Consider the following 25,339-nt stretch of genomic DNA (forward strand, 5'->3'; position numbering starts at 1 on the left):
ATGGCCGTCACCGGAAGGCTCGGGCTGCTGGCGCTCTTCGGCGCGCTGGTGGTCGGGCTGCTCCTGCCGTCGACGACCGGGATCCTGGCCGTCGGCGGGGTGCTCCTGGTGCTCGTGGTCGTCGACCTGGTGCTCGCCGGGGGCGTTCGGCCACTGACATTTCAGAGGTCAGGTGATACCTCGGTGCGGCTCGGCGAGCCGTGCGAAGTGCGGCTGGTCGTCGCGAACCCCGGTGGCCGCGCGATCCGCGGGCAGCTGCGGGACGCGTGGCCGCCTTCGGCCGGCGCCTCCGACCGGCACGCGCTGCGCCTCCCCGCGGGGGAGCGGCAGGCCTTGGTGACTTCGCTGCGGCCGTCGCGACGCGGTGACCGGACGGCGGCCCGGGTGACGGTCCGGTCGGTCGGCCCGCTGGGCATCGCGGCGCGGCAGGGTTCGCACGAGGTGCCGTGGACGGTCCGCGTGCTGCCGCCGTTCCACAGCCGCAAGCACCTGCCGTCCCGGCTGGCGCGGCTGCAGCAGCTCGACGGCCGCAGCGCGGTACTGATCCGCGGCCAGGGCACGGAGTTCGACTCGCTGCGCGAGTACGTGATCGGCGACGACGTCCGCTCGATCGACTGGCGCGCCACGGCCCGCGCGGCCGACGTGATGGTCCGGACGTGGCGCCCCGAGCGCGACCGGCACGTGGTGCTGGTGCTCGACACGGGCCGCGTGTCGGCGGGCCGCGTCGGCGACGCGCCCCGGCTCGACGCGGCCATGGACGCGGCGTTGTTGCTGGCGGCGCTGGCTTCCCGGGCCGGCGACCGGGTCGACCTGCTGGCGTACGACCGGCGGTTGCGGGCCGCGGTGCAGGGTTCGTCGGGCGCGGCGTTGCTGACGTCGCTGGTGAACGCGATGGCGCCGCTCGAGCCGTCGCTGGTCGAGACGGACGCGCGCGGGATGGTCGCGGAAGTCCTGCAGCGCACCCGCCGCCGGTCGCTCGTGGTGCTGCTGACCGGTTTGGACGCGGCGCCGCTGGAAGAGGGGTTGTTCCCGGTGCTGAGCACGCTGACCGCGCGGCACGAGCTGATCGTGGCGTCGGTGGCGGACCCCCGGGTGGCGGAGATGCTCGCTGGCCGGGGTGACGCGGAAGCGGTGTACGACGCGGCGTCGGCGTCGCGGACGGTGGCGGAGCGGCAGCGGGTGACCGAGCGGCTGGCCCGGCACGGGGTGAGCGTGGTCGACGCGGTGCCCGAGGAGCTGCCGCCGGCGCTGGCGGACCGGTACCTGGCGCTGAAGGCGGCGGGCCGGCTCTAACGGGTGGCTCCGGTGGTGCGGGGTCCTCGGCTTTGTTAAGCCCGAAGCATGTTCAAGCTCATGGCTGTGGCCTTGGCGATCGCTTCGGCGCCCGCGTCCGACGGTTCGCCGGTCTACCTGGCCGACGGCGGCGGCAAGCTTTCGCTCGCGGTGGTTTCCGGTCAGCCGGTGCTGGCGGACGCGGCCGATCCGGGTGCCAAGTGGACGTACGCCGGGCAGCACTTCACGAATGTCGCAAGTGGACAGTGCTTGACGGCGGCGAGCCCGGTCGACGGGGTCGCGGTGAAGCTGGCCGCCTGCGCCGACGCGGACAAGCACCAGGCGTGGCGGCGCGTGGCCGGGCTGCCGGGGCTGGTCGAGATCGCGAACGTCGCGACCGCGAGGTGTTTGACCGCTGAGGACTCCGTCGCGGGAGCCCGGCTGTACCAGGAAGTCTGTTCGCTGACGGGCATCGCGAACACGTGGGCCGCGGGCGGCCGGACGCTGGCCATCCTGTCCGGCAACGGCCAGCGCCTGGCGTCGAAGGACCCCGGCGCGCCGTTCGTGGTCCGGGTGATCGGCGAGAACGGCCAGCCGGCGGCCGACGTGCCGGTGACGTTCTTCGTCCGCGCGGCCCGCCCGAAGAACGCGCTGGTCTTCGAAGGGGGCGCGGAAACGGTGACGGTCAAGACGGGCGCGGACGGGTCGGCGTCGAGCCCGAAGCTGACGCTGACCGAGGTGGGCGAGTTCGAAGCGCGGTTCGTCGGCACGGCGGGACTGGACGACGGATCGTCGATCGCCTTCGAGGGGTCCTGCCTATGCTGACTCGGGCAGCGCGTCGCCGGCGTCGCGCGCGTCGAGGTCGCCGACTTCGCCTTCTTTCGCGGCCCGGCGGCCGAGCGTGAAGACGTAGCCCAGGAACAACACTTCGACCAGCGCGCCGATGCCGACGCGGACCCACGTCGGCCAGCCCGACGGCGTCACGAACGCCTCGATGATCCCGGACACGAACAGCACGCACGCCAGCCCGAGTGCCATCACCACCACCGACCGGCCCTGCTCGGCCAGTGCTTTCGTCCGGGAGCGGCGGCCGGGGTCGAGCACCGTCCAGCCGAGCCGCAGCCCGGTGCCCGCCGCGACGAACACGGCTGTCAGCTCCAGGAGGCCGTGGGGGAGCAGGAGGCCGATCATCACGTCGCCGCGGCCGGCCGCGCTCATCGCGCCGATGATCACCCCCGCGTTGAGCGCGTTCATCCAGAGCGCGCCGATCACCGGCAGGCCCAGCGCGACACCGAGGAACAGGCAGGTCGCCGCCACCCAGGCGTTGTTCGTCCACACGCGCGCCGCGAACGACGTCGCCGGGCCCGTCGAGTAGTAGCTTTCCGCCTCGCCGCCGGGCTTGGTGAGCTGGTCGAGCCCGTCCGGCGTGGCGATCGACGCGCGGACGTGCGGGTCGCCCGCGACCCAGACGGCGATCACCGCCATCACCGCGATCGACACCAGCGCGGCGGGGATCCACCAGCGTCGCGACAGGTAGACGGCGGCGGGGAACCGGCGCGTGAAGAACACCGCGACCTCGCGCCAGGCCGGGTTGTGCGACCCGGAGATCGCGCTCCGGCCGCGGGCGACCAGCCCGGACAGCCGGCCGACGAGCGCCGGGTCGGGCGCGACCGAGCGCACGATCGACAGGTGCGTCGCGGTCCGCTGGTAGAGCGTCACCAGCTCGTCGGCTTCGGCACCGGTCAGCTTGCCGCCGCGGTGCGTCAGCTCGCCGAGCCGGGTCCACTCCGCCGTGTGCGCCGCGACGAAGACGTCCACATCCACTCCGCCACCCTAGCCGTGGCTACGCTGGGCGGCGTGCACGAGGAATCCGAGCTGGTCACCGGCGAAGCCGTCGTCCTGGACCTGCGCGTGGCCAAGCTCGCCAGCCGCGCGCTGGCGATGGCGCTCGACGTGCTCGTGCAGTTCGCGCTGCTGCTGGGCTCGATCCTGGTGCTGTCGTTCGCGCTCCCGGACGCCGACGAGTCACTGGCGCTGACCCTCACGCTGGTGTTCCTGGTGCTGATCATGGTCGGCTACCCGGTGCTGTTCGAGACGCTCTCGCGCGGCCGTTCACTGGGCAAGCTGGCGGTGGGCCTGCGGGTGGTGCGCGTCGACGGCGGCCCGATCCGCTTCCGGCACGCGCTGGTGCGCGGGTTGGCGGGGTTCGTCGTGGACTTCTGGACGCTGGGGCTGTTCGGCGCGGTGGCGGTGATCGTGTCGCTGTGCTCGTCGGACGGCCGCCGCGTCGGCGACTTCCTGGCGGGGACGCTGGTGGTCCGCGAGCGCGTCCCGGAGAGTGCCGGCTACCCGGCGATCGGGATGCCGCCGGGGCTGGAGGGCTGGGCGTCCCAGCTCGATCTGACCCGCCTGCCGGACGACCTCGCGCTGGCGAGCCGCCAGTTCCTGGCCCGCTTCGGCCAGCTGCGACCGGAGGCGTCGCACGCGCTGGGGTGGGGGCTCGCGCAGCAGGTCGGCAACGCGCTCGGCACGCCGGTGCCCGCTGGGGTGCCGGCTTGGGCGTTCCTGGCGGCGGTGCTGGCGGAGCGGCGTCGGCGAGATCACGCGCGGGCTTTCCAGGCGTACACGGCGCAGGTCGAGGCGGCGCGGGGGCAGACGTTTGCTGGTGGGTATGGCTCGGCCGGCTTCGCTGCCGTCGCACCGGCTCAGCCGGGCTACGGCTACGCCGCCGCTCCGGCCGCGCCTGCCGGCTTCGCCGGGCCCGCCGCTCAGCCAGGCCAGCCGGAGCCGCCGACCCCGCCGTCTGGCACGCCCGCCGTCGAGAACCCGTTCACACCGCCGAGCTGACCGGGCCCGGCTTCAAGCGCCCCAATGTGGCGTTGGGTGCGTTGGGCGCACCGAACGCCACATTGGGTGCGTTGGGCGCACCGAACGCCACATTGGGTGCGTTGGGCGCACCGAACGCCACATTGGGTGCGTTGGGCGCACCCAACGCCACATTGGGGCGCTAGGAAACGTCTCCCGCGGCGGCGAGCCAGGTGTTGCACTGCTGGTTGCGGTTGGTCGTCGCGCCGTGTTGCCACCATGAGATGTTGTGCTTGGCGCTGCCGTGGTCGCGCTTGCCGTTGCGGGCGTAGTCGTCGCCGCGGTCCTGGGCGTTCCAGGCCTCGTTGTAGATGTTCTTGTCGACCGAGCCGCCCGAGACCGACGCCGAGCCGAGGAACATGCCCGAGAAGCACTGCGCTTCGAGTTCCATGCGCCGGGACAGCTCGAGGCCGGCCGCCGAGTCGGCGCCCGCGTCGTAGCGCTGGTTGCCGTACGCCTCGGAGATGCCGGACATGTTCTGCACGTGGTGGCCGTACTCGTGGGCCAGGCTCGCCAGGTACGGGCCGGGGTGGTTGCCCCACTGGTCGATCTCGATGCGGTCCATCGGCATGTAGATCGTGTTGTTCGACGGGCAGTAGAACGGCGTGACACCGGTGGCCGTGCCGCCGCTGCCGCAGGGGGTCGACGACTCGGAGATCGACCGCGGCACGGACAGCTTGGGCGTCTCGAAAGGCAGGTCGACACCGCCCAGCATCTTCGACCACATCGCGTCGAGGCAGGCGATGCCGGACTGGAAGAAGCGCTGGGCGCTGGCCTGGTCGGTCGCCCAGCGGCTCAGGGAGCACGGGATGTTCTGCAGGCCGTAGTCGGCGCCGCCGAACAGCGGGTTGTTCCCGGTCGCGACCACCGACCGCGGGCCACGCGGGGGTTGCGACGTCGGGGTCTCGCGCTCGGACGTCGCCGAGGTGGTGGTTTCCTCGGTCGACGACGTGGTTTCGGTGGTTTCGCCGGTGGTGTAGGTGGGGGAGTAGGTGTCGCTGGGGTAGCTGCTGGAGTACCCGGCATCGGCGACGTGCCGGGTGTTCCCCCCGATCAACGCGACGGCGGCGACCAGCCCCCCGACAACGGCGACGATCCCGATGATCGCGACGGCGACGATGACTCCGGTGTTGGACTTCTTCCGGACGTAGGGGGTGTAGCCGGGAGCGAACCGCGGCCCGAGGTAGCCGGGGGCGGGACCGGGGTACTGCGGGGCGAAGACGGGTGGCGCGGCCGCGGCGGGTGGCGGCAGCGGGGGTCGGGCCGGGGGCGGGGCGAAAGGCGCGGTGCCCTGGCGGGGGTACGGCCCGGAGGGCTGCCCTGGAAAGGGCATGCTGGGCGGCTGGCCACCAGGCCCGTGCGGCAGCTGCGGTCCGGGGCCGTGCGGTGGTTGAGCACCGGGGCTGTGCGGCGGTTGCGGCCCGGGGCTCTGCGGTCGATGCGCCGGCCCGCCCTGCCCTGGCGCGCCGCCGGGCCGTTGGCTCGGCGCGCTTGCGGGGCCTTGCTGTCCGTGGCTCGCGGCCCCACCGGGACTTTGCGGCCAGTGGGCGGACCCGCCTTGCCCGGGCGCGCCGCCAGGTCTTTGGCTCGGCGCGCTTGCGGGGCCTTGCTGTCCCTGGCCCGCGGCCCCACCGGAACCTTGCGGCCCGTGGGCCGCGCCGCCCTGCCCCGGCGCGCCGCCCGTCCCCGGCCGCCCCTGCGGCAACGGCCGCACCCCCGGCGGCGGCAACGGTGGCCGTCCCGGTGGCGGCGTCGGCCGTCGCGGGTCGTGCGGGCCTTGCGTCATCTTTGTGGAACCCCCCGTGCGCTTTCCCCGTCGGACGCGGCGTACCTGCGGAGATCTCGCCGTTCCGGGCGTCAGCATAGATCGAGTGCTCTAAGGTGTGGTGCTGTGTTGAGGAATTGGGGGACAGCGGCCGCGGTCGTCGTGGCCGTCGGGCAGCTCTTCGGTGCCCAGGGGCCCTCCGCCGGACCCGTCCTGCCGGACCAGCCCACCGCGCAGACCCAGCAGCCCCAGCAACTCGGCGGCCAGGACGTCCAGCCGCTCGAGGGCGCCGCCGCCGATGTCGCCCTCAAAGTCCTTCGTGACGGCGCCCTCCAGGTCACCGAGAAGGTCACCGTGCCCGGCGGCCGGCAGCTGACCTCGCGCGTCCCTCTCAAGGTCTCCGCCGGCGACGACCAGGACCGCGTCTTCGCCGTCCGGGACATCAAGACCGAAGGCGCCGCCACCAGCCGGCTCACCGGCGACCAGCTCGTCCTCACCTTCACCGGCGGCAGCTCCACCGTCAGCTACCTCGTCGACGGCGCCATCGCCGACCAGAGCGGCCGCCAGCAGGCGCGCTGGCAGGTCGCGAGCGGCTTCGACGCCCCGGTCGCCAAGGTCACCGCGTCCTTCCTGGCCCCGTCGCCGCGACTGTCCCCTGTGGACTGCTTCGCCGGCCCGATCGGCTCCAGCCGGCGCTGCACCCTCGCCGAGCTCGACCACACCGGTGTCGTCCGCCTCGAACAGAACGACGTCCAGCCGGGTGATCGCGTCGACCTGCTCGTTGGCCTGCCCGCCGGCACCACCCCGGCCAACGCGAAGTTCGCCGACGTCGGCCTCTTCGCCACCGCCTTCGCGTTCACCCCGCTGACCGGCGTCGTCTTCGCGCTGCTGATCGTCTTCCTCATCGCGGGCGCGATCTTCGTGTGGCGCCGCCGGAAGGAAGACAAGGGCGCGCTCACCGCCGCCACCGGCCCGGTCGAGGTCCTCCTGCGCGAAGGCGACCGCGTCTTCTTCGCCAGTCCGGACGGCGTGCTGCCCGGCCAGGTCGGCACGGTCGTCGACGAGACCGTCGACGTCGTGGACATCAGCGCCACCGTCGTCGACCTCGCCGTCCGCAACTACCTGTGGCTCGCCGAAGCACCGGGCAACGACTGGCAGCTCGCCCGCCGCAACCCGCCGGACGAGCACCTGCACGACTTCGAGCGCGCCGTCTACGAGACGCTGCTGCCGCCGGGCACCGACGCCGTGCTCGTCTCGCAGCTGCGCGCCCGCGGCGGCCTCGATCTGCGCAAGATCAGCGACGCCATGTACGCCGACGTCGTCACCAAGCGCTGGTTCTCCCGCCGTCCCGACACCGCCCGAGGCCGGCTGACCTGGCTCGGCGCCGGGATCTTCGCGCTCGGCGCGGTCGCCACCGCGGTCCTCACCTTCACCGTCGGCGAAGCGCTGCTCGGCGTCGCCGTCGCGCTGGCCGGGCTCGCCGTCGCCGCGGCGGCCGCCCTGCTGCCCTCGCGCACCGCCCGCGGCCGCGCGCTCGTCGGCCAGGTCCGCGGCCTGCTCGACTACCTGCACCACGCCAGGGCCGAGGACATCCCGCCGGCCGACCGGGAGCTGGTGTTCTCGCGGTCGCTGCCGTACGCGGTGGTGCTCGGCGACACCGAACGCTGGCTGGGCGCCTTCGCCGCGCTCAACCCGGCGTCCGACGGCTCGGCCGGGCTCTACTGGTACGGCGGCATGGAGGCCGACCACGACCTGCGCCGGTTCGGCGCGCACTTCCCGTCGTTCCTGACCGCGCTCGACGGGCTGCTCACCGAGTCCGGCCGCGCGTCCCGCTGACCGTGCTCGCGGGAGCGGCGCTCGCGCTCTTCCTGGCCGCGGCGCCGGTCGACCAGCCGCCGCTGCCCACCGTGCCGCAGAGCGCCGAAATCCAGCTCAAGGTCGAGCGCGACGGCGCGCTTTCGGTCGTCGAAGCGATCTCCGTGCCCGACGGCGTCACGATGGACCGCCGCGTCCCGCTGCGGGTCGCCGCGCCGCACCACCGGGACCGGCGCTACCACGTCCGCGACGTCGTCGTCGAAGGCAGCGGCAACGCCCAGGTGGACGCGGACGCCTTCACCGTCCACCTCACCGGCACGTCGATCGTCCGGTACACAGTGGACGGTGCGGTCGCCGATAGCCGGGTCACCTGGGAGCCGGCCGGCGGCTGGAGCACCGACCTGAAGTTCGTCCGGGCGTCCTTCGCGGCGCCCGAGATCCCGATCGCCGTCGACTGCCTGGTCGACGCCTCGCCGTGCGCGGCCGCGCAGATCGACCACGCCGGGCTGACCCGGTTCAGCGAGCAGAACCTCCCCGCGGGCCGGCGGATGACGGCGACCGTCGAGCTGCCGGCGGGCACCGTCCCGGAAAACGAGGACCTGGTCCCCGCGAAGACGCTCGCCGGCGCGTTCGTGGTCACCACCCCGGTCGCCTGGGCCTGGGCGGCCTTCGGCGCGCTCCTGCTCGCCGCGGCCAGCTGGGTCCTCCTCGCCCGCCGGCGTAGCTTTCACGTGAAAGCGACGCTTCCAGGTGGGAGCTTTCACGTGAAAGCGACGGGGGAGTTCGCGTCGCCGGCCGGGGTGCTGCCCGGGCACGCCGGACTGCTGCTGCACGGCCGGGCCGGGCCCGCCGACCTGGCCGCGACCGTGCTCGACCTCGTCGTCCGCAACTACGTGTGGGTCACCGACGGCTCCCGCTTGCTGCGCCGCAACCCGCCCGACGAGCACCTGACACCCTTCGAACGCGCCGTCTTCGACGCCGTGCTGCCGGGGGAGTCGGTGACCCTCGCCGAACTGCGGCAGCGGCACGTCGAGCTTCCCCTCGCCGAGCTGGCCGCCGACCTCGCGGGCCGCGGCTGGCTCGCGACCGGGCGGCTCCGGCGCGCCGGGATCCGGGTCGTGTTCTACGGCGTGTTCCTGACCGTCCTGCTCGCGCTGACCGCCGGGTACGCCCAGCTCGGCGTCATCGTCGTCCTGGCCGGGGCCGCCGCCGTCGCCGTCTCGGCCGCGCTGCCCGCACGCCGCCGCGCGGGTGACGAGGTCGCGCGCCGCCTGCACGGTGTCGCCGAGGAGCTCGCCTCGGCGCGGCCGAAGGACCTCGACAAGCTCCAGCGGGAGCTGGTGTTCTCCCGCGCCCTGCCGTACGCGTCAGCTCTGGGCGAACTGGGGCCGTGGGTGGCCGCTTTCGACGGTCTGAAGCACCCGCCGCCGGTGTACTGGCACGACGGCGACATCACGCCTGACCAGGCCGGATCGTTCGCGACCGCGCTCGTGGGCACGTTCGCGGCTGCCCGCCGCGGGCGCCTGCTCGCCACCGCGGCCGCGGACACCGGTTCTCACCCGCCAGCCGGGAAGCCAGGAGGCGCCGAGCCGTCGTAGGGTGGGGCCATGGCCGATCCCGAGCTCGTCCGATACACCCTCGACAACGGTCTGCGCGTGGTGCTGGCACCCGACGCGACCGCGCCGGTGGTCGGCGTCAGCGTGCACTACGACGTGGGTTTCCGTTCCGAGCCGGAGGGGCGCACCGGTTTCGCGCACCTCTTCGAGCACCTGATGTTCCAGGGCTCCGAGAGCCTCGAGAAGCTCGCGCACTTCCGGCACGTGCAGTCCAGCGGGGGCACCTTCAACGGGTCCACCCACCCGGACTACACCGACTACTTCGAGGTGCTGCCGAGCGCCGCGCTCGAGCGTGCGCTGTTCCTCGAGGCCGACCGCATGCGCGCGCCGAAGCTGACCGCCGAAAACCTGGCGAACCAGATCGACGTCGTCAAGGAAGAGATCCGGCTGAACGTGCTGAACCGGCCCTACGGCGGGTTCCCCTGGATCACCCTGCCGCCGGTGCTGTACTCGACGTTCCCCAACGCGCACAACGGTTACGGCGGCTTCGAGGACCTCGAGAGCGCCACGGTCGAAGACTGCGCGGCGTTCTTCGACACCTACTACGCGCCGGCGAACGCCGTGCTCACCGTGGCCGGTGACTTCGAGGTGGACACCGCCAAGGCGTTGATCGAGCAGCACTTCGGCGACGTCCCGCACCGGCCCGCGCCGCAGCGGCCGTCGTTCGCCGAGCCGCTGCCGACCACTGAGCTGCGCGGCGAGGTCGAAGACCCGCACGCCCCGCTGCCTGCGCTCGGCATCGGCTACCGGATGCCGGACCCGATCAACGACGTCGACAGCTACCTGGCCTACCTCGTGCTGGCCGGTGTGCTCACCGACGGCGACGGCTCCCGGCTGCAGCAGCGGCTGGTCCACAAGGAACCGCTGGTCGTCGACATCGGCGCCGGCGCCGGGCTGTTCGGCCCGTTCGAGGCCCGCGACCCCGACACGTTCACCGTCACCCTGATCCACCCGCACGAGGTGCCGCGCGAGCGCGTGCTCGCCGCGCTGGACGACGAGCTGGAGAAGCTCGCCGAGACCCCGCCGAGCGAGGAAGAGCTGCGCAAGGTCACCGCCCGCTGGACGGCGAGCCTGCACTCGGAGCACGACAGGCTGGTGTCCCGGACGCTGGCCCTCGGCTCGTTCGAGCTGCTCTACGGCGACGCGTCGCTGGTGTACAAGCTCGCGGACCGGATGTCCGCCGTCACCTCGGAAGCCGTTTCGGCGGCGGCGAAGGCGCTGCGCCCCGACGCGCGCGCCGTCCTGGTGGTCAAGCCCGCTTCGGAAGGGACCAACGAGCAGTGACTTCTGCAACGCACCGCAGTGCGGAGGAAATCGGCCGCACCGCGCGGGGGCCGCGCCCGCTGCCCCCGCTGGGCGAGCAGCGCGCCGCCGCCGATCTGTCCCATGTGGACACTTCGCTGGCCAACGGCCTGCGCGTGGTGGCCGTGCGCAAGGCGACCGTGCCGATGGTCGAGGCGCGGCTGTGGATCCCGTTCGCGGGTGACGACGCGCTGCACCCGGCGACCGCCGAGGTGCTCGCCGAGACGATCCTCACCGGCACCGAGCGCCGCAACCGCATCGAGATCGACGCCGAGCTGGCGCTGATCGGCGGCGACATCGGCGCCGGCGTCGACCCGGAACGCCTGGTGCTGACCGGATCCGCGCTCGCCGACAAGCTCCCGACGTTCCTCGACGTGCTCGGCGACGTCCTCACTGGAGCGACCTACGCCGACGACGAGATCGCCCGCGAGAAGGAGCGGCTCGTCGAGCGGATCGCCGTCTCGCGCACCCAGCCGCGCACGATCGCACGGGAGGCGCTGCAGAAGCACCGCTACGGCGACCACCCGGCCACCCGCGAGGTGCCGCGCGCCGAGGACGTCGCGGTCGTGACGCCCGAGCAGGTCCGCGCGCTGCACCAGGCGTCGGTGCTGCCGCGGGGCGCGGTCATGGTGCTGGTCGGCGACATCGACCCGGCCGGCGTCATCGGCGAGCTGGAGAAGGTGTTCGGCGGCTGGGCGTCCGACCGCTCGGCCGTGCGGCTGCCCGCGCTGCCGGACCTGACCGGGCCGAACGTGCTGCTGGTGCCGCGCGCCGGGGCCGTCCAGTCGCAGATCCGGCTTTCGGCGCAGACCGTGCCGCGCACCGACCCGGGTTACGCGGCGCTGCAGCTGGCGAACCTGGCCTACGGCGGGTACTTCTCGTCGCGGCTGGTGGAGAACATCCGCGAGAACAAGGGGTACACCTACTCCGCGCACTCCGGGTTCGAGTTCACCGAGGGCACCGCGGTGGTCAACGTGGACGCGGACACCGCGACCGAGGCGACCGCGCCGGCGCTGCTGGAGACCCGCTACGAGCTGGGCCGCCTCGGCCAGGTCCCGCCGTCGGGCGACGAGCTGGAATCGGTGCGGCAGTACGCGATCGGCTCGCTGCTGACTTCGACGTCGTCGCAGGGCGGGCTGGCCGGGCAGGTGCTGGCGCTGGCGTCGACCGGGCTGGGCCTGGAGTGGCTGAACGAGCACCCGGCGCGGGTCGCCGCGGTGACCGCGGACGACGTCGCGGAAGCGGCGCTGAAGTACTTCGCCCCCAAGCGGTTCACGGGCGTGGTGGTCGGTGACGCGGCGGTGCTGGAACACAAGCTCGTGGCCCTCGGCGACGTCGTCGTGGGCGAGCCGGCCTGATGTCCGTCCCGTTTTCGCTGGGGGACCTGCCGACCCTGTCCCGGTCCACTGTGGACCGGCAGGAAGGCTTGCGCACCAACCCTTCGCGACTGCTGGCGAAGTGGTCCGACGCCCGGGTCGTCCTGCTGGACGACGCCGGGCGCACCCCGGTCGTCGAGGGTTCTTCGGTGCTGGCGTTCCGCAAGGCGATCGACTTCGGCGCTTCGCCACCGGAGGACGCGGTGTTCCTGGGCGAGTGGCAGGACACCGACTACTGGTCGCTGCCGGGCGGCCCGTCGGGTGACGCCCAGACGGTGAAGATGGCGGGCAGCTGGGGATTCGTCGAGGAGGTCCCGCTGGTCGACGGCGAGGTCTGGGTCGAGCTGCGCGGCTACGGCGACCTCCTGGACGACACGTCGGCCGGGCTGTTCACCACGGCGCAGGCGTTGCGGAACTGGCGTCGCCAGGCGAAGTTCTGCACGCGGTGCGGTCACCCGACGGAGCTGGTCCAGTTCGGCTGGGCGAGCAAGTGCACGAACGACGGCCGCGAGGAGTACCCGCGCACGGACCCGGCGGTGATCTGCCTGGTCCATTCGACGGAGGGGACCAACGGATCGCACGTGCTGCTGGCGCGTCAGCCGATCTGGCCGGCCGGGCGGTACTCGGTGCTGGCGGGTTTCGTGGAGGCGGGCGAGTCGCTCGAGGCGTGCGTGCTGCGGGAGATCCGCGAGGAGGTCGGGGCGTCGGTGTCCGACGTCCGGTACCTCGGGAGCCAGCCGTGGCCGTTCCCGCGGTCGATCATGCTCGGGTTCACCGCGCGGGCGGATCGTTCGCTGCCGCTCGTGCCCGCTGACGGGGAGATCGAGGAGGCGTTGTGGGTGTCGCGTGAGGAGGTGCGCGCGGCGTTCGCCAACAGTGCGGCGCGGGTCGCGAAGCCGACGCCGATCGCGAACGGGGCGGCGGAGATCATCCTGCCGGGGAACTCGTCCATCGCCCGCGTGATGCTCAAGGCCTGGGCGGACGCGGAGGAGTAACCGCCCACCACAGAGCGCGACCACGAACGGCCCCGGCTTCCCGCCGGGGCCGTTTTCGTCGCGCCCCACGCACCCAGGACCCCGAGCGCCCCAATGTGGCCTTGGTTGCGTCAGACGCACCGAAGGCCACATTGGGTGCGTCTCACGCACCGAAGGCCACATTGGGGCGCTTGGCCCGGGCCGGTCCGCGCAACCGGAAATCCGTTGACCAAGCCCCACGCACCCGGCGCAACTCGTTCACCGGTGCGCCCGCCGACCGGCCTAGACCCCCGCCAAGCGTTACCTCCCCGTTTCCGGAGCCCGTTGACGGCTGTGCTCCGGCTCACTACAGTCCTGCGAAACCGTCTGTAAAGTATCCTAATTAAGTCGGGAGCAACGAGTGCGAGCCGGTAGCCCGCGGATGCTGCGCGAGATCAACGATCGCGCCGCCATCGAGGTCCTCCTGCGTGAGGGCCCGTTGACCCGCGCCGAGCTGGAGCTCGCCATCGGGCTCTCCAAGCCCGCCACCGCGCAGCTCATCACCCGCCTCGAGCAGGACAACCTCGTCGTCAAGGCCGGTGTGCGAGGCGGTGGCCGCGGTCCCCGCGCCCAGCTCTGGGCCGCCAACGGCGCGCTCGCCTTCGTCGCCGCCGTGGACCTCACCCCGCACGTCGCCGACTTCGTCGTCGCCGACGTCGCCGGGATCGTGCTCGCCGAGTACCGGACGCCGCTGCCCGTGCACGAAGGCGCCGACGTCGTCGGGACCTTCGGGGAAGCCCTCCAAAGAGTTGCCGAAGAAGCCGGAATAAGGAGAGAAGACCTGGCCCATGTCGTGATCGGCGCGCAGGGGGCGTTCGATCCGCGGACCGGGCTGCTCTCCTCCGCCCCGCACATCCCCGGCTGGCTCGGCTTCGACGTCCCGCAGAAGCTCTCCGACGAGCTCGGCGTCGACGTCCTCATCGAGAACGACGTCAACCTCGTCGCCGTCGAGGAGATGAGCGTCGGGCAGGCGCAGGACGTCGACGACTTCGTCATGGTGTGGCTGTCCGAAGGCGTCGGCGGCGCGGTCGTCATCGGGCGGCGGCTGCTGCGCGGCGCCACCGGCGGGGGCGGCGAGATCGACTGGATGCGCGTGCCCGACCCGGCCTCCGTCGACACCGGCGACGTCTGGCCCGAAGCCGGCGCCCGGTTCGGCAACCTCGTCGACTCGCCCGCCATCTGCCGGCTCGCCGCCGCGCACGGCATCCAGGCCGAGACCGCGTGGGAAGCCGTCGAAAAAGCCGGGAGAAGCCCCTTCCTCGACGACCTCGCGAGGCGGGTCGCCGGGGGAGTGGCCAACCTCGTCGCCGTCGCCGACCCGCAGCTCGTGCTCCTCTGCGGCGACACCAGCCGCGCCGGTGGCGAGGAGTTCGCCGCGCTGGTGCAGGAAAAGCTGCACGAACTGGTCCTGCCGCGCACACCCGTCGGCTGCGCTTCGGTGCAGGGCAACGCCGTCCGCGCCGGCGCGCTGCAGTCCGCGCTGGCCACCGCCCGTGAGGACGTCTTCGGCGTCGTCACCCCCACGCTCCTCGGGTCGCGCAGGCCCGCGGTCGGACTTCCGCCCGGTGCGGCGGCGGTCCCGAACACCCGTCCCGCCCCGTCCCCAACCGAATAGACCCCACCGATGAGGAGGAGGGCCATGCCCCCTACCACCCGGACCCGCCGAGGCGCCCTGTTAGCGGCCGCCGCCGCGGCGTCCCTCCTGCTGACCAGCGCCTGCTCCGGCGCCGCCGCACCCAGTGGTGGCAGCGGTGACCCGGCCGCGGCGCCCGGCAAGGACGACAAGCTCACGATCACCGTGTACTCCAAGTTCACCGACCGCGAGTACGGGGTGGTGACCGCGGGCCTGAACAAGCTCAAGGCGAAGTTCCCGAACATCGAGATCAAGCACGAGGGAAACCAGGACGACGACAAGCTCACCCAGTCGATCCGCGGTGGCAACCCACCCGACGTCGCGATCTCCTTCTACACCGACAACCTGGGCGCCTGGTGCTCCACCGGCAGCTTCCAGGACCTCAAGCCCTACATCGACCGCGACAAGATCGACCTGAACCAGATCCCGGACGCGGTCCGCAACTACACCGAGTACCAGGGCAAGCGGTGCGCGATGCCGATGCTCGCGGACGTCTACGGCATGTACTACAACACCGACATGTTCGCGGCGAAGGGCATCACCTCGCCGCCGAAGACGATGTCGGAGCTGTTCGAGGACACCAAGAAGCTCACCGAGTTCAACCCGGACGGCTCGATCAAGGTCGCCGGCTTCCTGCCCTCGATGCCGTTCTACGCCAACCAGGCCCAGTACTGGGCGCAGTACTTCGGCGCGAGCTTCCTCGGCCAGGACGGCAAGTCGGACCTCGCCACCAACCCCGGCTGGAAGGCGATGTTCGACTTCCAGAAGCAGCTCATCGACTTCTACGGCGGCCACGACAAGGTCGAGAAGTTCAAGGCCGGCCTGGGTGACGAGTACTCCGCCGACCACGGCTTCCAGAAGGGCAAGCTCGCCATGATGATCGACGGCGAGTTCCGCACCGCCTTCCTCAAGGACCAGGCGCCGGACATCAAGTACCAGACCGCGCCGTTCCCGGTGCTCGACACGATGGCCGACCACTACGGCGGCGGCTTCACCACCGGCACGATCATCGCGATCCCCAAGGGCGCCAAGAACCCCGGCGCCGCGTGGGAGCTCATCAAGCAGGTCACCCTGGACACCGACACCCTGGTGGACATGGCCAACGGCCTGAAGAACGTGCCCAGCACCAAGGCGTCGCTGACCTCGCCGAAGCTGGACCTGCAGCCGCAGTTCAAGACGTTCCTCGAGATCTACGACAGCGGCAAGCTGGTCGCCAACCAGACCACCCCGATCGGTGACGCGCACCTCAAGGCGGTCAACGACTTCGCCGAGAAGTGGCAGGCCGGCTCCGTGCCCGACCTCCTGGGTGGCCTGAAGACGGTCGACGCGCAGGTCAACGACGAGCTGAAGCAGAAGGGCGCCGGCGGATGACCTCCACGGCCCTTCCCGTCACCACCGACGGTTCCCCGTCCGCACCTGCCAAGGTGCGGACGGGGGCCCGCCGGGCCAAGCGCCGCCGGACCGTCTTCTTCTTCATGGCCCCGGCGTTCGTCGGGTTCCTGGTCTTCTTCGGCTACCCGCTGATCGCGACGGTCTACTACTCCTTCACCCGGTACGACCTGATCAACGCGCCGGTGTTCATCGGCTTCGACAACTACGTCCGGATGTTCACCAGCGAGCCGCTGGTCGGCACGGCCGCGTACAACACGCTGTGGCTGGTCGTCATCCTGACGGTCTGCCGGGTGGCGTTCTCCCTCGGCGTCGCGTCGGTGATCTCCCGGCTCAAGTCGGGCGTCGGCCTGGTCCGGACGCTCTGCTACCTGCCGACCCTCGCCCCGCCCGCGGCGGCGACCCTGGCGTTCGTCTTCGTGTTCAACCCGGAGTTCGGCCCGGTCAACCGGTTCCTGCGGCTCGTCGGCATCGACGGCGGGCTCTGGTTCAACAGCCCGTCGATGTCGAAGCCCGCGTTGACGCTGCTCGCGCTGTGGGGCTCCGGCGAGCTGATGATCATCATCCTGGCCGCGCTGCTCGACGTCCCGACCGAGCAGTACGAGGCCGCCGAGCTCGACGGCGCCGGCCCGATCCGCCGGTTCTGGCACGTCACGCTGCCGTCGATCTCGCCGGTGCTGCTCTTCGGTGTGGTCAACTCGATCATCTACGCCCTGCAGTTCTTCACGCAGGCGATCGTCGCGGCGTCGGCTTCGGCGGGGACCGCGGACGTCGCCGGCAACTCGAAACTCATCGGGGCGCCGCAGAACTCGACGTTGACGTACCCGATCTGGCTGTACGTCCAGGGTTTCCGCTACTTCAACATGGGTTACGCGGCGGCGATGGCCGTGCTGTTGTTCATCGTCAGTGCCGGGTTCACCTGGATTCTCGTGCGTCAGCTGCGGAGGTCCCAGCACCAGGAGGAGGGCGCATGACCGCGTTGGCCGAAGCGCCGCAACGCGATGCCGGCGTGCCGCCGAAGGTCCGGTTCAAACGCACCTGGGACAAGCGGCTGTCCTACATCGCGACCCACGCGGTCGGGATCGCGCTCGGCGTGATCTTCATGCTGCCGCTGCTGTTCGTGTTCCTCACCTCGGTGATGAAGAGCGACCAGGCGATGACGGCGAGCCTGTGGCCGACCGAATGGCACTTCGAAAACTTCGTCGAGGTGTTCCAGAAAGCGCCGCTGCTGGAGTACTTCGGCAACAGCCTGCTGTACTCCACGGTCGCGACGGCGGGCGCGCTGCTTTCGGCGATCCCGGCGGCGTACGGGCTTTCGAAACTGCGGTGGCGCGGGCAGAACCTGTTCTTCATGCTCACCGTGGCGGCGATGCTGCTGCCACCGCAGGTCACCATCGTGCCGCTGTACGACCTGTGGGTGCGGATGGGGCTCACCGGCACGCTGGTTCCGCTGATCGTGCCGTACTTCTTCTTCGACGCCTTCTCGATCTTCCTGCTCCGCCAGTTCTTCTTGACGATTCCGAAGGACTACATCGAGGCGGCGAAGATCGACGGCTGCAACGAGTTCCAGGCGATGTACCGGGTGCTGATCCCGATGGCGAAGCCCGGGATCGCGGCCACGGCGATGTTCTGCTTCCTGTTCACCTGGAACGACTACTTCGGGCCGTTGCTCTACACCGGGGAAAACCGCGACCACTGGCCGCTTTCGCTGGCGATCGCGTCCTTCCGCGGCATGCACCACGTCGAGTGGAACCTGACGATGGCCGCCACGGCCCTCATCATGGCGCCGGTCATCGTGCTGTTCATCTTCGCCCAGAAGTCGTTCGTCAAGGGCATCACATTCACGGGAGTCAAGGGATGAAGCTGGCAGTCGTCGGTGGCGGGTCCACCTACACGCCGGAGCTGATCGACGGCATCGCCGGTCGGCGCTCCACTTTGGACGTCGACGAGATCGTGCTGGTCGACCCGGACGCCTACCGCGTCGAGGCTGTCGGCGGGTTCAGCCAGCGGCTGCTGGACCACGCCGGCCACCCCGCGCAGGTCCGGACCACGCAGTCGCTGGAGGAGGGCGTCGACGGCGCGTCGGCCGTGCTCATCCAGCTGCGGGTCGGCGGGCAGCGGGCGCGGCGCTCGGACGAGACGTTCCCGCACGCCTGCGGCTGCGTCGGCCAGGAGACGACCGGCGCGGGTGGGCTGGCGAAGGCCCTGCGCACGGTGCCGGTGGTGCTCGACATCGCCGAGCGCGTCCGCAAGATCGCCGGCGACGACACGTGGATCGTCAACTTCACCAACCCGGTCGGCATCGTCACCCGCGCCCTGCTCAACGAGGGCCACCGCGCGGTCGGGCTGTGCAACGTCGCGATCAATCTGCAGCGGCAGTTCGGGAAGCTCCTGGGAGTCGGCGCGGACGACGTCAAGCTCGTCCACACCGGACTCAACCACCTGAGCTGGGAGCGCGGCGCGCTCGTCGACGGCGTCGACCGGCTGCCGGAGCTGCTGGAGCAGCACCTGGACTACCTGGCCAACGAGGTCAGCGTGCCGGAGAAGTGGTTGCGGCGGATGAACGTCGTGCCGTCGTACTACCTCAAGTACTTCTACGCGCACGACGAGCAGGTCACCAAGCAGCGCACCGAACGGCCGCGCGCGGACGTCGTGTCCGACGTCGAGGAAGAGCTGCTGAAGATCTACCTCGACCCCGAGCAGAACACGAAGCCGGAGTCGCTCGAAAAGCGTGGCGGCGCGTACTACTCCGAAGCCGCCGTGCAGCTCGTGCACGCGCTGACCGCGGGCGGGCCGGCCGAGGAGCACGTGGTGAACGTGCGCAACAACGGCGCGTTGCCGTTCCTGCCCGACGACGCCGTCATCGAGACACGATCCACTGTGGACTCCAAGGGGGCGACGCCGATCCCGCAGCCCGCCGTCGAGCCGCAGTTCTCGGGCCTCATCGCGGCGACCACGGCGTACGAGTTCCTGGCGCTGGAAGCGGCGGTCAAGGGCGGCCGCGACCGCGTGGCCGACGCGCTGCTGGCGCACCCGCTGGTCGGGCAGTACACGAAGGCCGACACGCTGGCCGATTCGCTGGTCCAGATCAACCGCGAGTACTTGCCCTGGGCCCGCGGATGAAACCTGCGATTATCGCGATCGACGGCGGCAACAGCAAGACCGAGGTCCTGGTGATCTCGGGAGACGGCGTGGTGCTGGGGAAATCGAGAGGCCCCGGCGCGTCGCCGCAGAACATCGGCGTCGCGGCGTGCGTCACGGCGCTGGAAGGCCTGGTCCTGGCGGCGTACCCGGACTTCGGGGCGAAACCGTTCGCGGTGCACACCTCCGCTTACCTCGCCGGGCTGGACTTCCCGCGCGAGGAGGAAGCGTTGCACGCGGCGCTGTCCGCGCGAGGCTGGAGCGACACCCTGACCGTCGGCAACGACACCCTCGCGCTGCTCCGGGCGGGCAGCGCGGGGGTGGGCGTCGCGGTGGTGTGCGGCGCCGGGATCAACGGCGCCGGCGTCGGCCCGGACGGGCGCGTGCACCGCTTTCCCGCGCTGGGCAAGATCTCCGGCGACTGGGGTGGTGGCTACCGGCTCGGCGAAGAGGCCCTGTGGTGGGCCGTGCGCGCCGAGGACGGCCGCGGCCCGCGGACCGCGTTGATGGCGGCGGTCGCGGCTTACTTCGGCAAGCCGACCCTGCTGGACATCGTGCAGGGCCTGCACTTCGAGGAGATTCCCGCCGCCTCGATCCACGGGCTGTGCCCGCTGCTGTTCGAGGTGGCCGCGGCGGGCGACGAGGTCGCGCAGGACATCGTGACGCGGTTCGTCGAGGAGGTCAGCGTCTTCGCGGCGGTGATCCTCCGCGAGCTGGACCTGACCGAAGACGCCCCCGAGATCGTCCTCGGCGGCGGCGTCCTGACCGGGATCGGCGCGCCGGTGATCGCGGAGATCGAGAAGCGGTGCCTGAAGGTCGCGCCGCGGGCGGTGGTCCGGGTGGTGGACGTGAACCCCGTGGTGGGCGCGGCGTTGTTCGGGCTCGACACGCTGGGCGCTTCCGAGGCCGCGAAGGCCTCGTTGAAGGCGGCAACTCAGCGCGCATAGACCTGGTGGCCTGCCTCGAAGCGGCGCGAGGCAGGCCACCAGACCCTTTTCACGGCGCCGGGACGATGGTGTCGCCCGTTTCGAGCAGCGTCTTGAGGTCGGAGAGGATCCAGGCCCAGCCGCCACCGGCGTTCTCGTTCGGCGGCGCGTCGAGCCGCTCGAAGGCGCCGCTGACCATCGCGGCGATGTTGGGGGCGCCGGTGACGTCGTGGGTGACGGTCAGTCTGGTGCCGGCTGTCTTGGACTCGTCGATCTCGTAGGTGAGGGTCGTGTAGGGCTCGTCGGCCACGTCCTGGGGCGCCATCAGCAGCTTCCAGGTGATCACCAGCTTGCGCGGCGGGTCCACCTCGAGGACTTCGCCGTCGACGATGTCGCCGGTCATCCCGGCGTCGATGAACGGCTGGGTCGGGCGCATCCGGTGCTTCCCGCCGGGCCGCAGGTCGAAGTCGGCGAGACCGGTGTAGCCGTAGCGCTGCGTCCACTCGGGCTTGGTGATGGCTTCCCAGATGCGCTCCGGCGTCGCCTTGATGTAGACGCGGTAGACCTGCACGGTGTTCGTCATGGTTCTTCGCCTTCCAGTTCGTTCTTGAGGTCGAGCAGCGCGGTGACGTGGTGTTCGGTGTACTTGTCGATCCACCGGTCGTGGATCTGCCGGATCGGCACGGGGTTCAGGAAGTGCCGTTTCTCCCGGCCTTCCTTCCGCGCGACGACGAGGCCGGCCTCTTCCAGCAGCTTCAGGTGCTTCATGACGCCGAAGCGGGTCATGTCGACCTGGGTCTCGAGCTCGGTGAGCGTGCGGCCGTCACGCTCGAAGAGCAGGTCGAGCAGGAACCGGCGGGTCGGGTCCGCCAGCGCCTTGAACACCAGGTCGTCGTCAGGCACGTGACCGAGGATAGGTGACCAAAAGGTCACATGTCAACGGACGGCGCTTTCACGTGAAAGTGACCCGGAGGAAGCCTCCGGGTCACTTTCACGTGAAAGCTACGTTGTTCAGACCAGTAGGGAGAGGGGGAGGATCAGGGCGATCGCCACCACGGAGATCAGCGTCTCCATCACCGACCAGCTCTTCAGCGTCTGCCCGACCGACAGGCCGAAGTACTCCTTCACCAGCCAGAAGCCGGCGTCGTTGACGTGCGAGAAGAACAGCGACCCGGCGCCGATCGCCAGCACCAGCAGGGCGCTGTGCGACGGGTCCATCGTCGCCGCCAGCGGGGCCACGATGCCCGCCGCGGAAACCGTCGCCACCGTGGCCGAGCCCGTCGCCAGCCGGATCGCCACCGCGACCAGCCAGCCGAGCAGGAGCGGCGAAAGGTTCGCGTCCTTGGCCAAGCCGGTGATGACGTCGCCGACGCCCGCGTCCACCAGGGTTTGCTTGAAGCCGCCGCCCGCGCCGACGATCAGGATGATCCCCGCGATCGGGCCCAGCGAGTCGGCGAGCACAGTGGACAGTCGCGCGCGGTCGAGGCCCGCCGGGCGGCCCAGCAGCACCATGCCCACCAGCACCGCCGCGAGCAGCGCGATCAGCGGGTCGCCGACGAAGTCCAGGATCTTGCGCGCCTGGTTTTCCTTGCCCAGCAGGATGTCCGACAACGCTTTCGCCAGCATCAGCACGACCGGCAGCAGCACCGTCGTGAGCGTCGCGGCGAAACTCGGCCGCGGCTTGTCCGTGTCGGCGCGCTCGGGGATGAGCCGCTCGGGCGGCTGCGCGTCCGGGACGAGCCGGGCGGCGACCTTGCCGAACAGCGGGCCCGCGATGACCAGCGTCGGGATGCCGACGAGCAGGCCGAACGCCAGCGTGACACCGACGTTCGCGTTCAACGCGCCCGCCGCGGCGAGCGGACCCGGGTGCGGCGGGACCAGGCCGTGCAGCACGGAGAGGCCGGCGACGGCCGGAATGCCCAGCAGCATCAACGGTTTCCCGGTGCGCTTGGCCGCGAGCAGCACCACCGGGATCAGCATGACGAGCCCGATCTCGAAGAACATCGGCAGCCCGATCAGCGCGGCGACCAGTGCCATCGCCCACGGCAGCGCGGCGCCGCGTGCCTTGCCGAGCACGGTGTCGACGATCTGGTCGGCGCCCCCGGAGTCGGCCAGGAGCTTGCCGAGCATCGCGCCGAGGGCGATCAGGATGCCGACGGACGCGACCGTGCTGCCGACGCCGTTCGTGAAGCTCTTCAGCAGCTTGTCGACCGGCATCCCGGCGGTCAGCCCGAGGACGAGCGAACCGAGCACCAGCGACAGGAACGGGTGCAGCTTCACCTTAGTGATCAGCACGACGATGACGGCGATCGCGACGACGGTGGCGATGATCAGGCGGGTGTCGTGGCCGGTCCAGGCGGCGGCGAGGGTGGTCATGGGCGCTCCCGGAAGGCGGTCAGGGCGGCTTCGGTGATCTCGGCCGGCGTTTCACGGATGTCGAAGATCGCGCCCGGCTCGTCCGCTTCGAGGGGTTCCAGGTCGGCGAGCTGGGAGTCCAGCAGGGAGACCGGCATGAAGTGGCCCGAACGCGACTTCATGCGCTCGGCGAGGATTTCGCGGTCGCCGTGCAGGTGGGCGAACCAGACGGCGCCGCCCGTCCGCAGCACGTCCCGGTACCGGCGCTTGAGCGCGGACGACGTCACGACGCCGCCGGCGGCCTGGTGATCGCGGATCCAGCCGGCGATGGCCTCGAGCCAGGGGGCGCGGTCGGCGTCCGTGAGGGGGTGGCCCGCGGTCATCTTGTCGATGTTGGCCTGCGGATGGAACGTGTCCGCTTCGGCGTACTCGACGTCCAGCGCGTTCGCGAGCGCCGTGCCGATCGTCGTCTTGCCGGAGCCTGACACCCCCATCACCACGATGACGGTCATCCGCACCTCCCACTTCGTTGTGCCCAGGTGAGTGAAACTCAAAAGTACTACTTATTCAAGATGAAGTACTACTTAATCGAGTCAGATCGCTAGGTTGGGTCACGTGAGGCACGAGCAGGTCCTGGACGAGCTGGGTGCGGCGATCGCGAACGGGTCGCTGCCACCGGGCACCGTGCTGCGCTCCGAAGACCTGCAGGACCGCTTCGGCGCGTCGCGGACGGTGGCGCGCGAAGTCGTCCGGGTGCTGGAGACGATGCAGCTGACCAGCAGCAAGCGGCGGGTCGGGGTGATCGTCCGCGAGCCGGGCGAGTGGAACCACTACGACCCGCGCCTGATCCGCTGGCAGCTCGACGGCCCCTCGCGGCCGACGGCCCTGGCCACGCTGAACGAGCTGCGTTCGGCGATCGAGCCCTGCGCGGCGCGGTACGCAGCCCTGCGCGCGACCCCGGAGGAGCGCGGCCGGCTCGGCGCGCTGGGCGAACGCCTGGCCCGCACGGCCCGCGCCCGCGACCTCACGACGTTCCTCGGCTTCGACATCGAGTTCCACGACCTGCTGCTCACGGCGTCCCGGAACCCGATGTTCGCGCAGCTGTCGCAGGTCGTCGCGGAGGTGCTGACCGGCCGGACCGGGCACGGGCTGATGCCTCCCGAGCCCCAGCCGGAGGCGATCGCGCTGCACCTGGAGGTCGCGGCGGCGGTGGCCGGCGGCGACGCGGACCGCGCGGAGCGGGCGATGCGGGACATCGTGGTCCAGGCGCGGGAGGAGATCGCGGCACTGGTCGACTAGCGCCCCAATGTGGCCTTCGGTGCGTCTGACGCACCGAAGGCCACATTGGGTGCGTCTGACGCAACCAAGGCCACATTGGGGCGCTCGGTGGGCGGGCAGGGCTTGACCGGGCTGGTTCCCGGGTCGAGTAGCCTCGACGGGTACTGGACTTTCTTTGCCGGGGGGCACGGGTGAGCGCGGCGCGCGCGATCGGACTGGTGTTGGGTGTGGTGGCCGACGGCGCTCTGGGCGACCCCCGGCGGCGCCCTCCGGTGACGGCGTTTGGCCGGCTCTCGCCGGGCCCCGGCCTGGCGGTCGCGGGCGCCGTGGTCGCCGGCGGCCTGCTGCTCGAACGCGTCGGCCGCGGGCGGCCGCTGGTGCAGGCCACCTCGACTGCCGCGTCGACGTGGGCCGTGCTCGGGGCGGCCGGGCTGGCGCTGCAGGGCACCGAGCTCGCTCGCGACCTCGAGGAGTCCCGCTTCGACCCGGCACGCTCGACACTGTCCGAATTGGACCCGCGGGTGGCCGACAGTCTCGACCTGGTCGGCCTTTCGCGGGCCTCGGTCGAAACTCTGGCGGAAAACACCTCGGACGCCGTCGTCGCGCCGCTCGTCTGGGGCGCGGTCGCGGGCGTGCCCGGGCTCCTGGGCGCCCGCGCGGTGAGCCTGCTGCGACGGGCGCGCGCGGGACGTCAAGGCCACTGGGCGATCGACCGGCTCGACGAGCTGGTCCACCTCGTCCCGACCCGCGTCGCGGCGGGCCTGACGGTCCTGGCGGCCCCGGTGGTCGGCGGCTCGGCGGGCGGCGCGTGGCGGGCGTGGCGCCGCGACACGATCGCCCACCCGAGCCCGAACGCGGGCCGCGTCGAGGCGGCGTTCGCGGGAGCGCTGGAAATCCGCGTCGGCGGGCGGACCGTTTACCCGCAGGGCGTGGCCGAACTGCCGGTGCTCGGCGTGGGGCGGAACCCGGACGCCGGGCACGTGACGCGGGCGGTGGAGCTGTCCCGGGTCGTCGGGTGGCTGGCCGCGGTGACGTCGGTGGTGCTGGCGGTCGTGGCCGGGTGCCGGCGCCGGTCGGTGTAACTCCTCCGCGTATCAACGAGCGTAGTGAACGCTTCGCGGATACTGGGAGGAATTTCGTGCGGTACAAGCACATTGTGGTGGGCGTCGTCGCGGCGAGCCTGATGGGTCTCGCCGTGACCGGCACCGCCGAGGCCAAGGACCGCCGCTGCGGCCCCACCTACGAGCAGGACTCCACCGGCAGCTTGGGCACTTCGTTCACGCTGAAGTCCAAGCACGACGACGACGGCCCCGGCGGGTCGTTCGTCGTGGGGGAGGAGTTCGAGATCCACACCAACGTCGCCGGCCAGACCTGGAGCATCACCTTCGCCGACAACGGCAAGGTCTTCTTCACCGGCGACGACGTCTCGACGACCGCGGGGATCCGGGAACAGCACCCGACCGCGAACCAGCCGGGCGTCACCCAGCACATGACCGCGGACGCGGTGAACCACACCACGGGCGAGACCATCCACGGTTTCCTTGACGTCCTCCCGGTCCCGCGCTGCGGCGGCTGACGCACTCCGCTCGTCGC

General features: G+C 71.4%; 23 protein-coding genes. 17 read left to right on the forward strand and 6 right to left on the reverse strand.

Annotation, left to right across the window (positions count from 1 at the left end):
- Both M8542_RS27430 and M8542_RS27435 read left to right on the forward strand, forming a co-directional pair.
- On the forward strand, positions 1-1,293 hold the full coding sequence (locus tag M8542_RS27430; protein ID WP_257923124.1) for a DUF58 domain-containing protein: 1,293 nt from the start codon (positions 1-3) through the stop codon (positions 1,291-1,293).
- A gap of 60 nt (positions 1,294-1,353) precedes the next feature.
- Positions 1,354-2,097, forward strand: coding sequence for a ricin-type beta-trefoil lectin domain protein (locus M8542_RS27435; RefSeq protein ID WP_257923125.1), 744 nt, complete (start codon positions 1,354-1,356; stop codon positions 2,095-2,097).
- Here the strand turns inward: M8542_RS27435 and M8542_RS27440 are convergent.
- Positions 2,089-3,096: a stage II sporulation protein M gene (locus M8542_RS27440; RefSeq protein ID WP_257923126.1), complete on the reverse strand. Its 1,008-nt coding sequence runs from the start codon at positions 3,094-3,096 to the stop codon at positions 2,089-2,091. The genes M8542_RS27435 and M8542_RS27440 overlap by 9 nt on opposite strands.
- A 33-nt stretch (positions 3,097-3,129) precedes the next feature.
- On the opposite strand from M8542_RS27440, the gene M8542_RS27445 reads away from it, so the two are divergent.
- Positions 3,130-4,119, forward strand: coding sequence for an RDD family protein (locus tag M8542_RS27445; RefSeq protein WP_257923127.1), 990 nt, complete (start codon positions 3,130-3,132; stop codon positions 4,117-4,119).
- Positions 4,120-4,279: 160 nt separating this feature from the next.
- On the opposite strand, the gene M8542_RS27450 is transcribed toward M8542_RS27445, so the two are convergent.
- Positions 4,280-5,470, reverse strand: coding sequence for a neutral zinc metallopeptidase (locus tag M8542_RS27450; protein WP_257923128.1), 1,191 nt, complete (start codon positions 5,468-5,470; stop codon positions 4,280-4,282).
- A 558-nt stretch (positions 5,471-6,028) separates the two neighbouring features.
- On the opposite strand from M8542_RS27450, the gene M8542_RS27455 reads away from it, so the two are divergent.
- From M8542_RS27455 to M8542_RS27505, 11 genes are all read left to right on the forward strand, one after another.
- Entirely contained in the window at positions 6,029-7,738 is a 1,710-nt protein-coding gene (locus M8542_RS27455; RefSeq protein WP_257923129.1) for a DUF2207 family protein, read from the forward strand.
- Between the two features lie 2 nt (positions 7,739-7,740).
- A complete protein-coding gene (locus M8542_RS27460; RefSeq protein WP_257923130.1) occupies positions 7,741-9,315 on the forward strand; it encodes a DUF2207 domain-containing protein in 1,575 nt (524 codons plus the stop codon).
- Positions 9,316-9,324: 9 nt separating this feature from the next.
- Positions 9,325-10,617: a M16 family metallopeptidase gene (locus M8542_RS27465; RefSeq protein WP_257923131.1), complete on the forward strand. Its 1,293-nt coding sequence runs from the start codon at positions 9,325-9,327 to the stop codon at positions 10,615-10,617.
- The gene (locus tag M8542_RS27470) at positions 10,614-11,993 is read left to right on the forward strand and encodes a M16 family metallopeptidase (RefSeq protein WP_257923132.1); all 1,380 of its coding nucleotides are present in this window, start codon (positions 10,614-10,616) and stop codon (positions 11,991-11,993) included. The genes M8542_RS27465 and M8542_RS27470 overlap by 4 nt, the downstream gene beginning before the upstream one ends.
- Positions 11,993-13,006 carry an NAD(+) diphosphatase gene (nudC, locus tag M8542_RS27475; RefSeq protein ID WP_257923133.1) on the forward strand — a complete coding sequence of 338 codons (1,014 nt, stop codon included), beginning with the start codon at positions 11,993-11,995 and terminating at the stop codon, positions 13,004-13,006. Before M8542_RS27470 ends, nudC begins: the two co-directional genes overlap by 1 nt.
- A 400-nt stretch (positions 13,007-13,406) precedes the next feature.
- Positions 13,407-14,639 carry an ROK family transcriptional regulator gene (locus tag M8542_RS27480; RefSeq protein WP_257923220.1) on the forward strand — a complete coding sequence of 411 codons (1,233 nt, stop codon included), beginning with the start codon at positions 13,407-13,409 and terminating at the stop codon, positions 14,637-14,639.
- A gap of 24 nt (positions 14,640-14,663) precedes the next feature.
- Entirely contained in the window at positions 14,664-16,028 is a 1,365-nt protein-coding gene (locus tag M8542_RS27485; RefSeq protein WP_257923134.1) for an extracellular solute-binding protein, read from the forward strand.
- Complete coding sequence (locus M8542_RS27490; protein WP_257923135.1) at positions 16,025-17,020, forward strand: carbohydrate ABC transporter permease; 996 nt, start codon at positions 16,025-16,027, stop codon at positions 17,018-17,020. Before M8542_RS27485 ends, M8542_RS27490 begins: the two co-directional genes overlap by 4 nt.
- Positions 17,017-17,907 carry a carbohydrate ABC transporter permease gene (locus tag M8542_RS27495; RefSeq protein WP_257923136.1) on the forward strand — a complete coding sequence of 297 codons (891 nt, stop codon included), beginning with the start codon at positions 17,017-17,019 and terminating at the stop codon, positions 17,905-17,907. The genes M8542_RS27490 and M8542_RS27495 overlap by 4 nt, the downstream gene beginning before the upstream one ends.
- Complete coding sequence (locus tag M8542_RS27500) at positions 17,904-19,169, forward strand: 6-phospho-beta-glucosidase (RefSeq protein ID WP_257923137.1); 1,266 nt, start codon at positions 17,904-17,906, stop codon at positions 19,167-19,169. The genes M8542_RS27495 and M8542_RS27500 overlap by 4 nt, the downstream gene beginning before the upstream one ends.
- The gene (locus tag M8542_RS27505) at positions 19,166-20,134 is read left to right on the forward strand and encodes an N-acetylglucosamine kinase (RefSeq protein WP_257923138.1); all 969 of its coding nucleotides are present in this window, start codon (positions 19,166-19,168) and stop codon (positions 20,132-20,134) included. Before M8542_RS27500 ends, M8542_RS27505 begins: the two co-directional genes overlap by 4 nt.
- 49 nt (positions 20,135-20,183) lie before the next feature.
- Here the strand turns inward: M8542_RS27505 and M8542_RS27510 are convergent, their stop codons facing one another.
- From M8542_RS27510 to M8542_RS27525, 4 genes are all read right to left on the reverse strand, one after another.
- Positions 20,184-20,696 (reverse strand): SRPBCC domain-containing protein, encoded by a 513-nt coding sequence (locus M8542_RS27510; RefSeq protein ID WP_257923139.1) that lies wholly within the window; start codon positions 20,694-20,696, stop codon positions 20,184-20,186.
- Complete coding sequence (locus tag M8542_RS27515; protein ID WP_257923140.1) at positions 20,693-21,016, reverse strand: ArsR/SmtB family transcription factor; 324 nt, start codon at positions 21,014-21,016, stop codon at positions 20,693-20,695. The genes M8542_RS27510 and M8542_RS27515 overlap by 4 nt, the downstream gene beginning before the upstream one ends.
- A 108-nt stretch (positions 21,017-21,124) precedes the next feature.
- Complete coding sequence (locus tag M8542_RS27520) at positions 21,125-22,489, reverse strand: GntT/GntP/DsdX family permease (protein ID WP_257923141.1); 1,365 nt, start codon at positions 22,487-22,489, stop codon at positions 21,125-21,127.
- Positions 22,486-22,980, reverse strand: coding sequence for a gluconokinase (locus tag M8542_RS27525; RefSeq protein ID WP_257923142.1), 495 nt, complete (start codon positions 22,978-22,980; stop codon positions 22,486-22,488). Before M8542_RS27525 ends, M8542_RS27520 begins: the two co-directional genes overlap by 4 nt.
- Before the next feature lie 103 nt (positions 22,981-23,083).
- On the opposite strand from M8542_RS27525, the gene M8542_RS27530 reads away from it, so the two are divergent.
- The 3 genes from M8542_RS27530 (at position 23,084) to M8542_RS27540 (ending at position 25,322) form a co-directional block, all read left to right on the forward strand.
- The gene (locus M8542_RS27530; protein WP_372508614.1) at positions 23,084-23,767 is read left to right on the forward strand and encodes a FadR/GntR family transcriptional regulator; all 684 of its coding nucleotides are present in this window, start codon (positions 23,084-23,086) and stop codon (positions 23,765-23,767) included.
- A 170-nt stretch (positions 23,768-23,937) separates the two neighbouring features.
- Positions 23,938-24,828 carry a cobalamin biosynthesis protein CobD/CbiB gene (locus M8542_RS27535; protein WP_257923144.1) on the forward strand — a complete coding sequence of 297 codons (891 nt, stop codon included), beginning with the start codon at positions 23,938-23,940 and terminating at the stop codon, positions 24,826-24,828.
- 56 nt (positions 24,829-24,884) lie between these two features.
- Positions 24,885-25,322 carry a hypothetical protein gene (locus M8542_RS27540; RefSeq protein WP_257923145.1) on the forward strand — a complete coding sequence of 146 codons (438 nt, stop codon included), beginning with the start codon at positions 24,885-24,887 and terminating at the stop codon, positions 25,320-25,322.
- Positions 25,323-25,339 lie beyond the last annotated feature (17 nt).

Origin of the sequence: Amycolatopsis iheyensis (genome assembly GCF_024703995.1) — a bacterium.
Classification (GTDB): domain Bacteria; phylum Actinomycetota; class Actinomycetes; order Mycobacteriales; family Pseudonocardiaceae; genus Amycolatopsis; species Amycolatopsis iheyensis.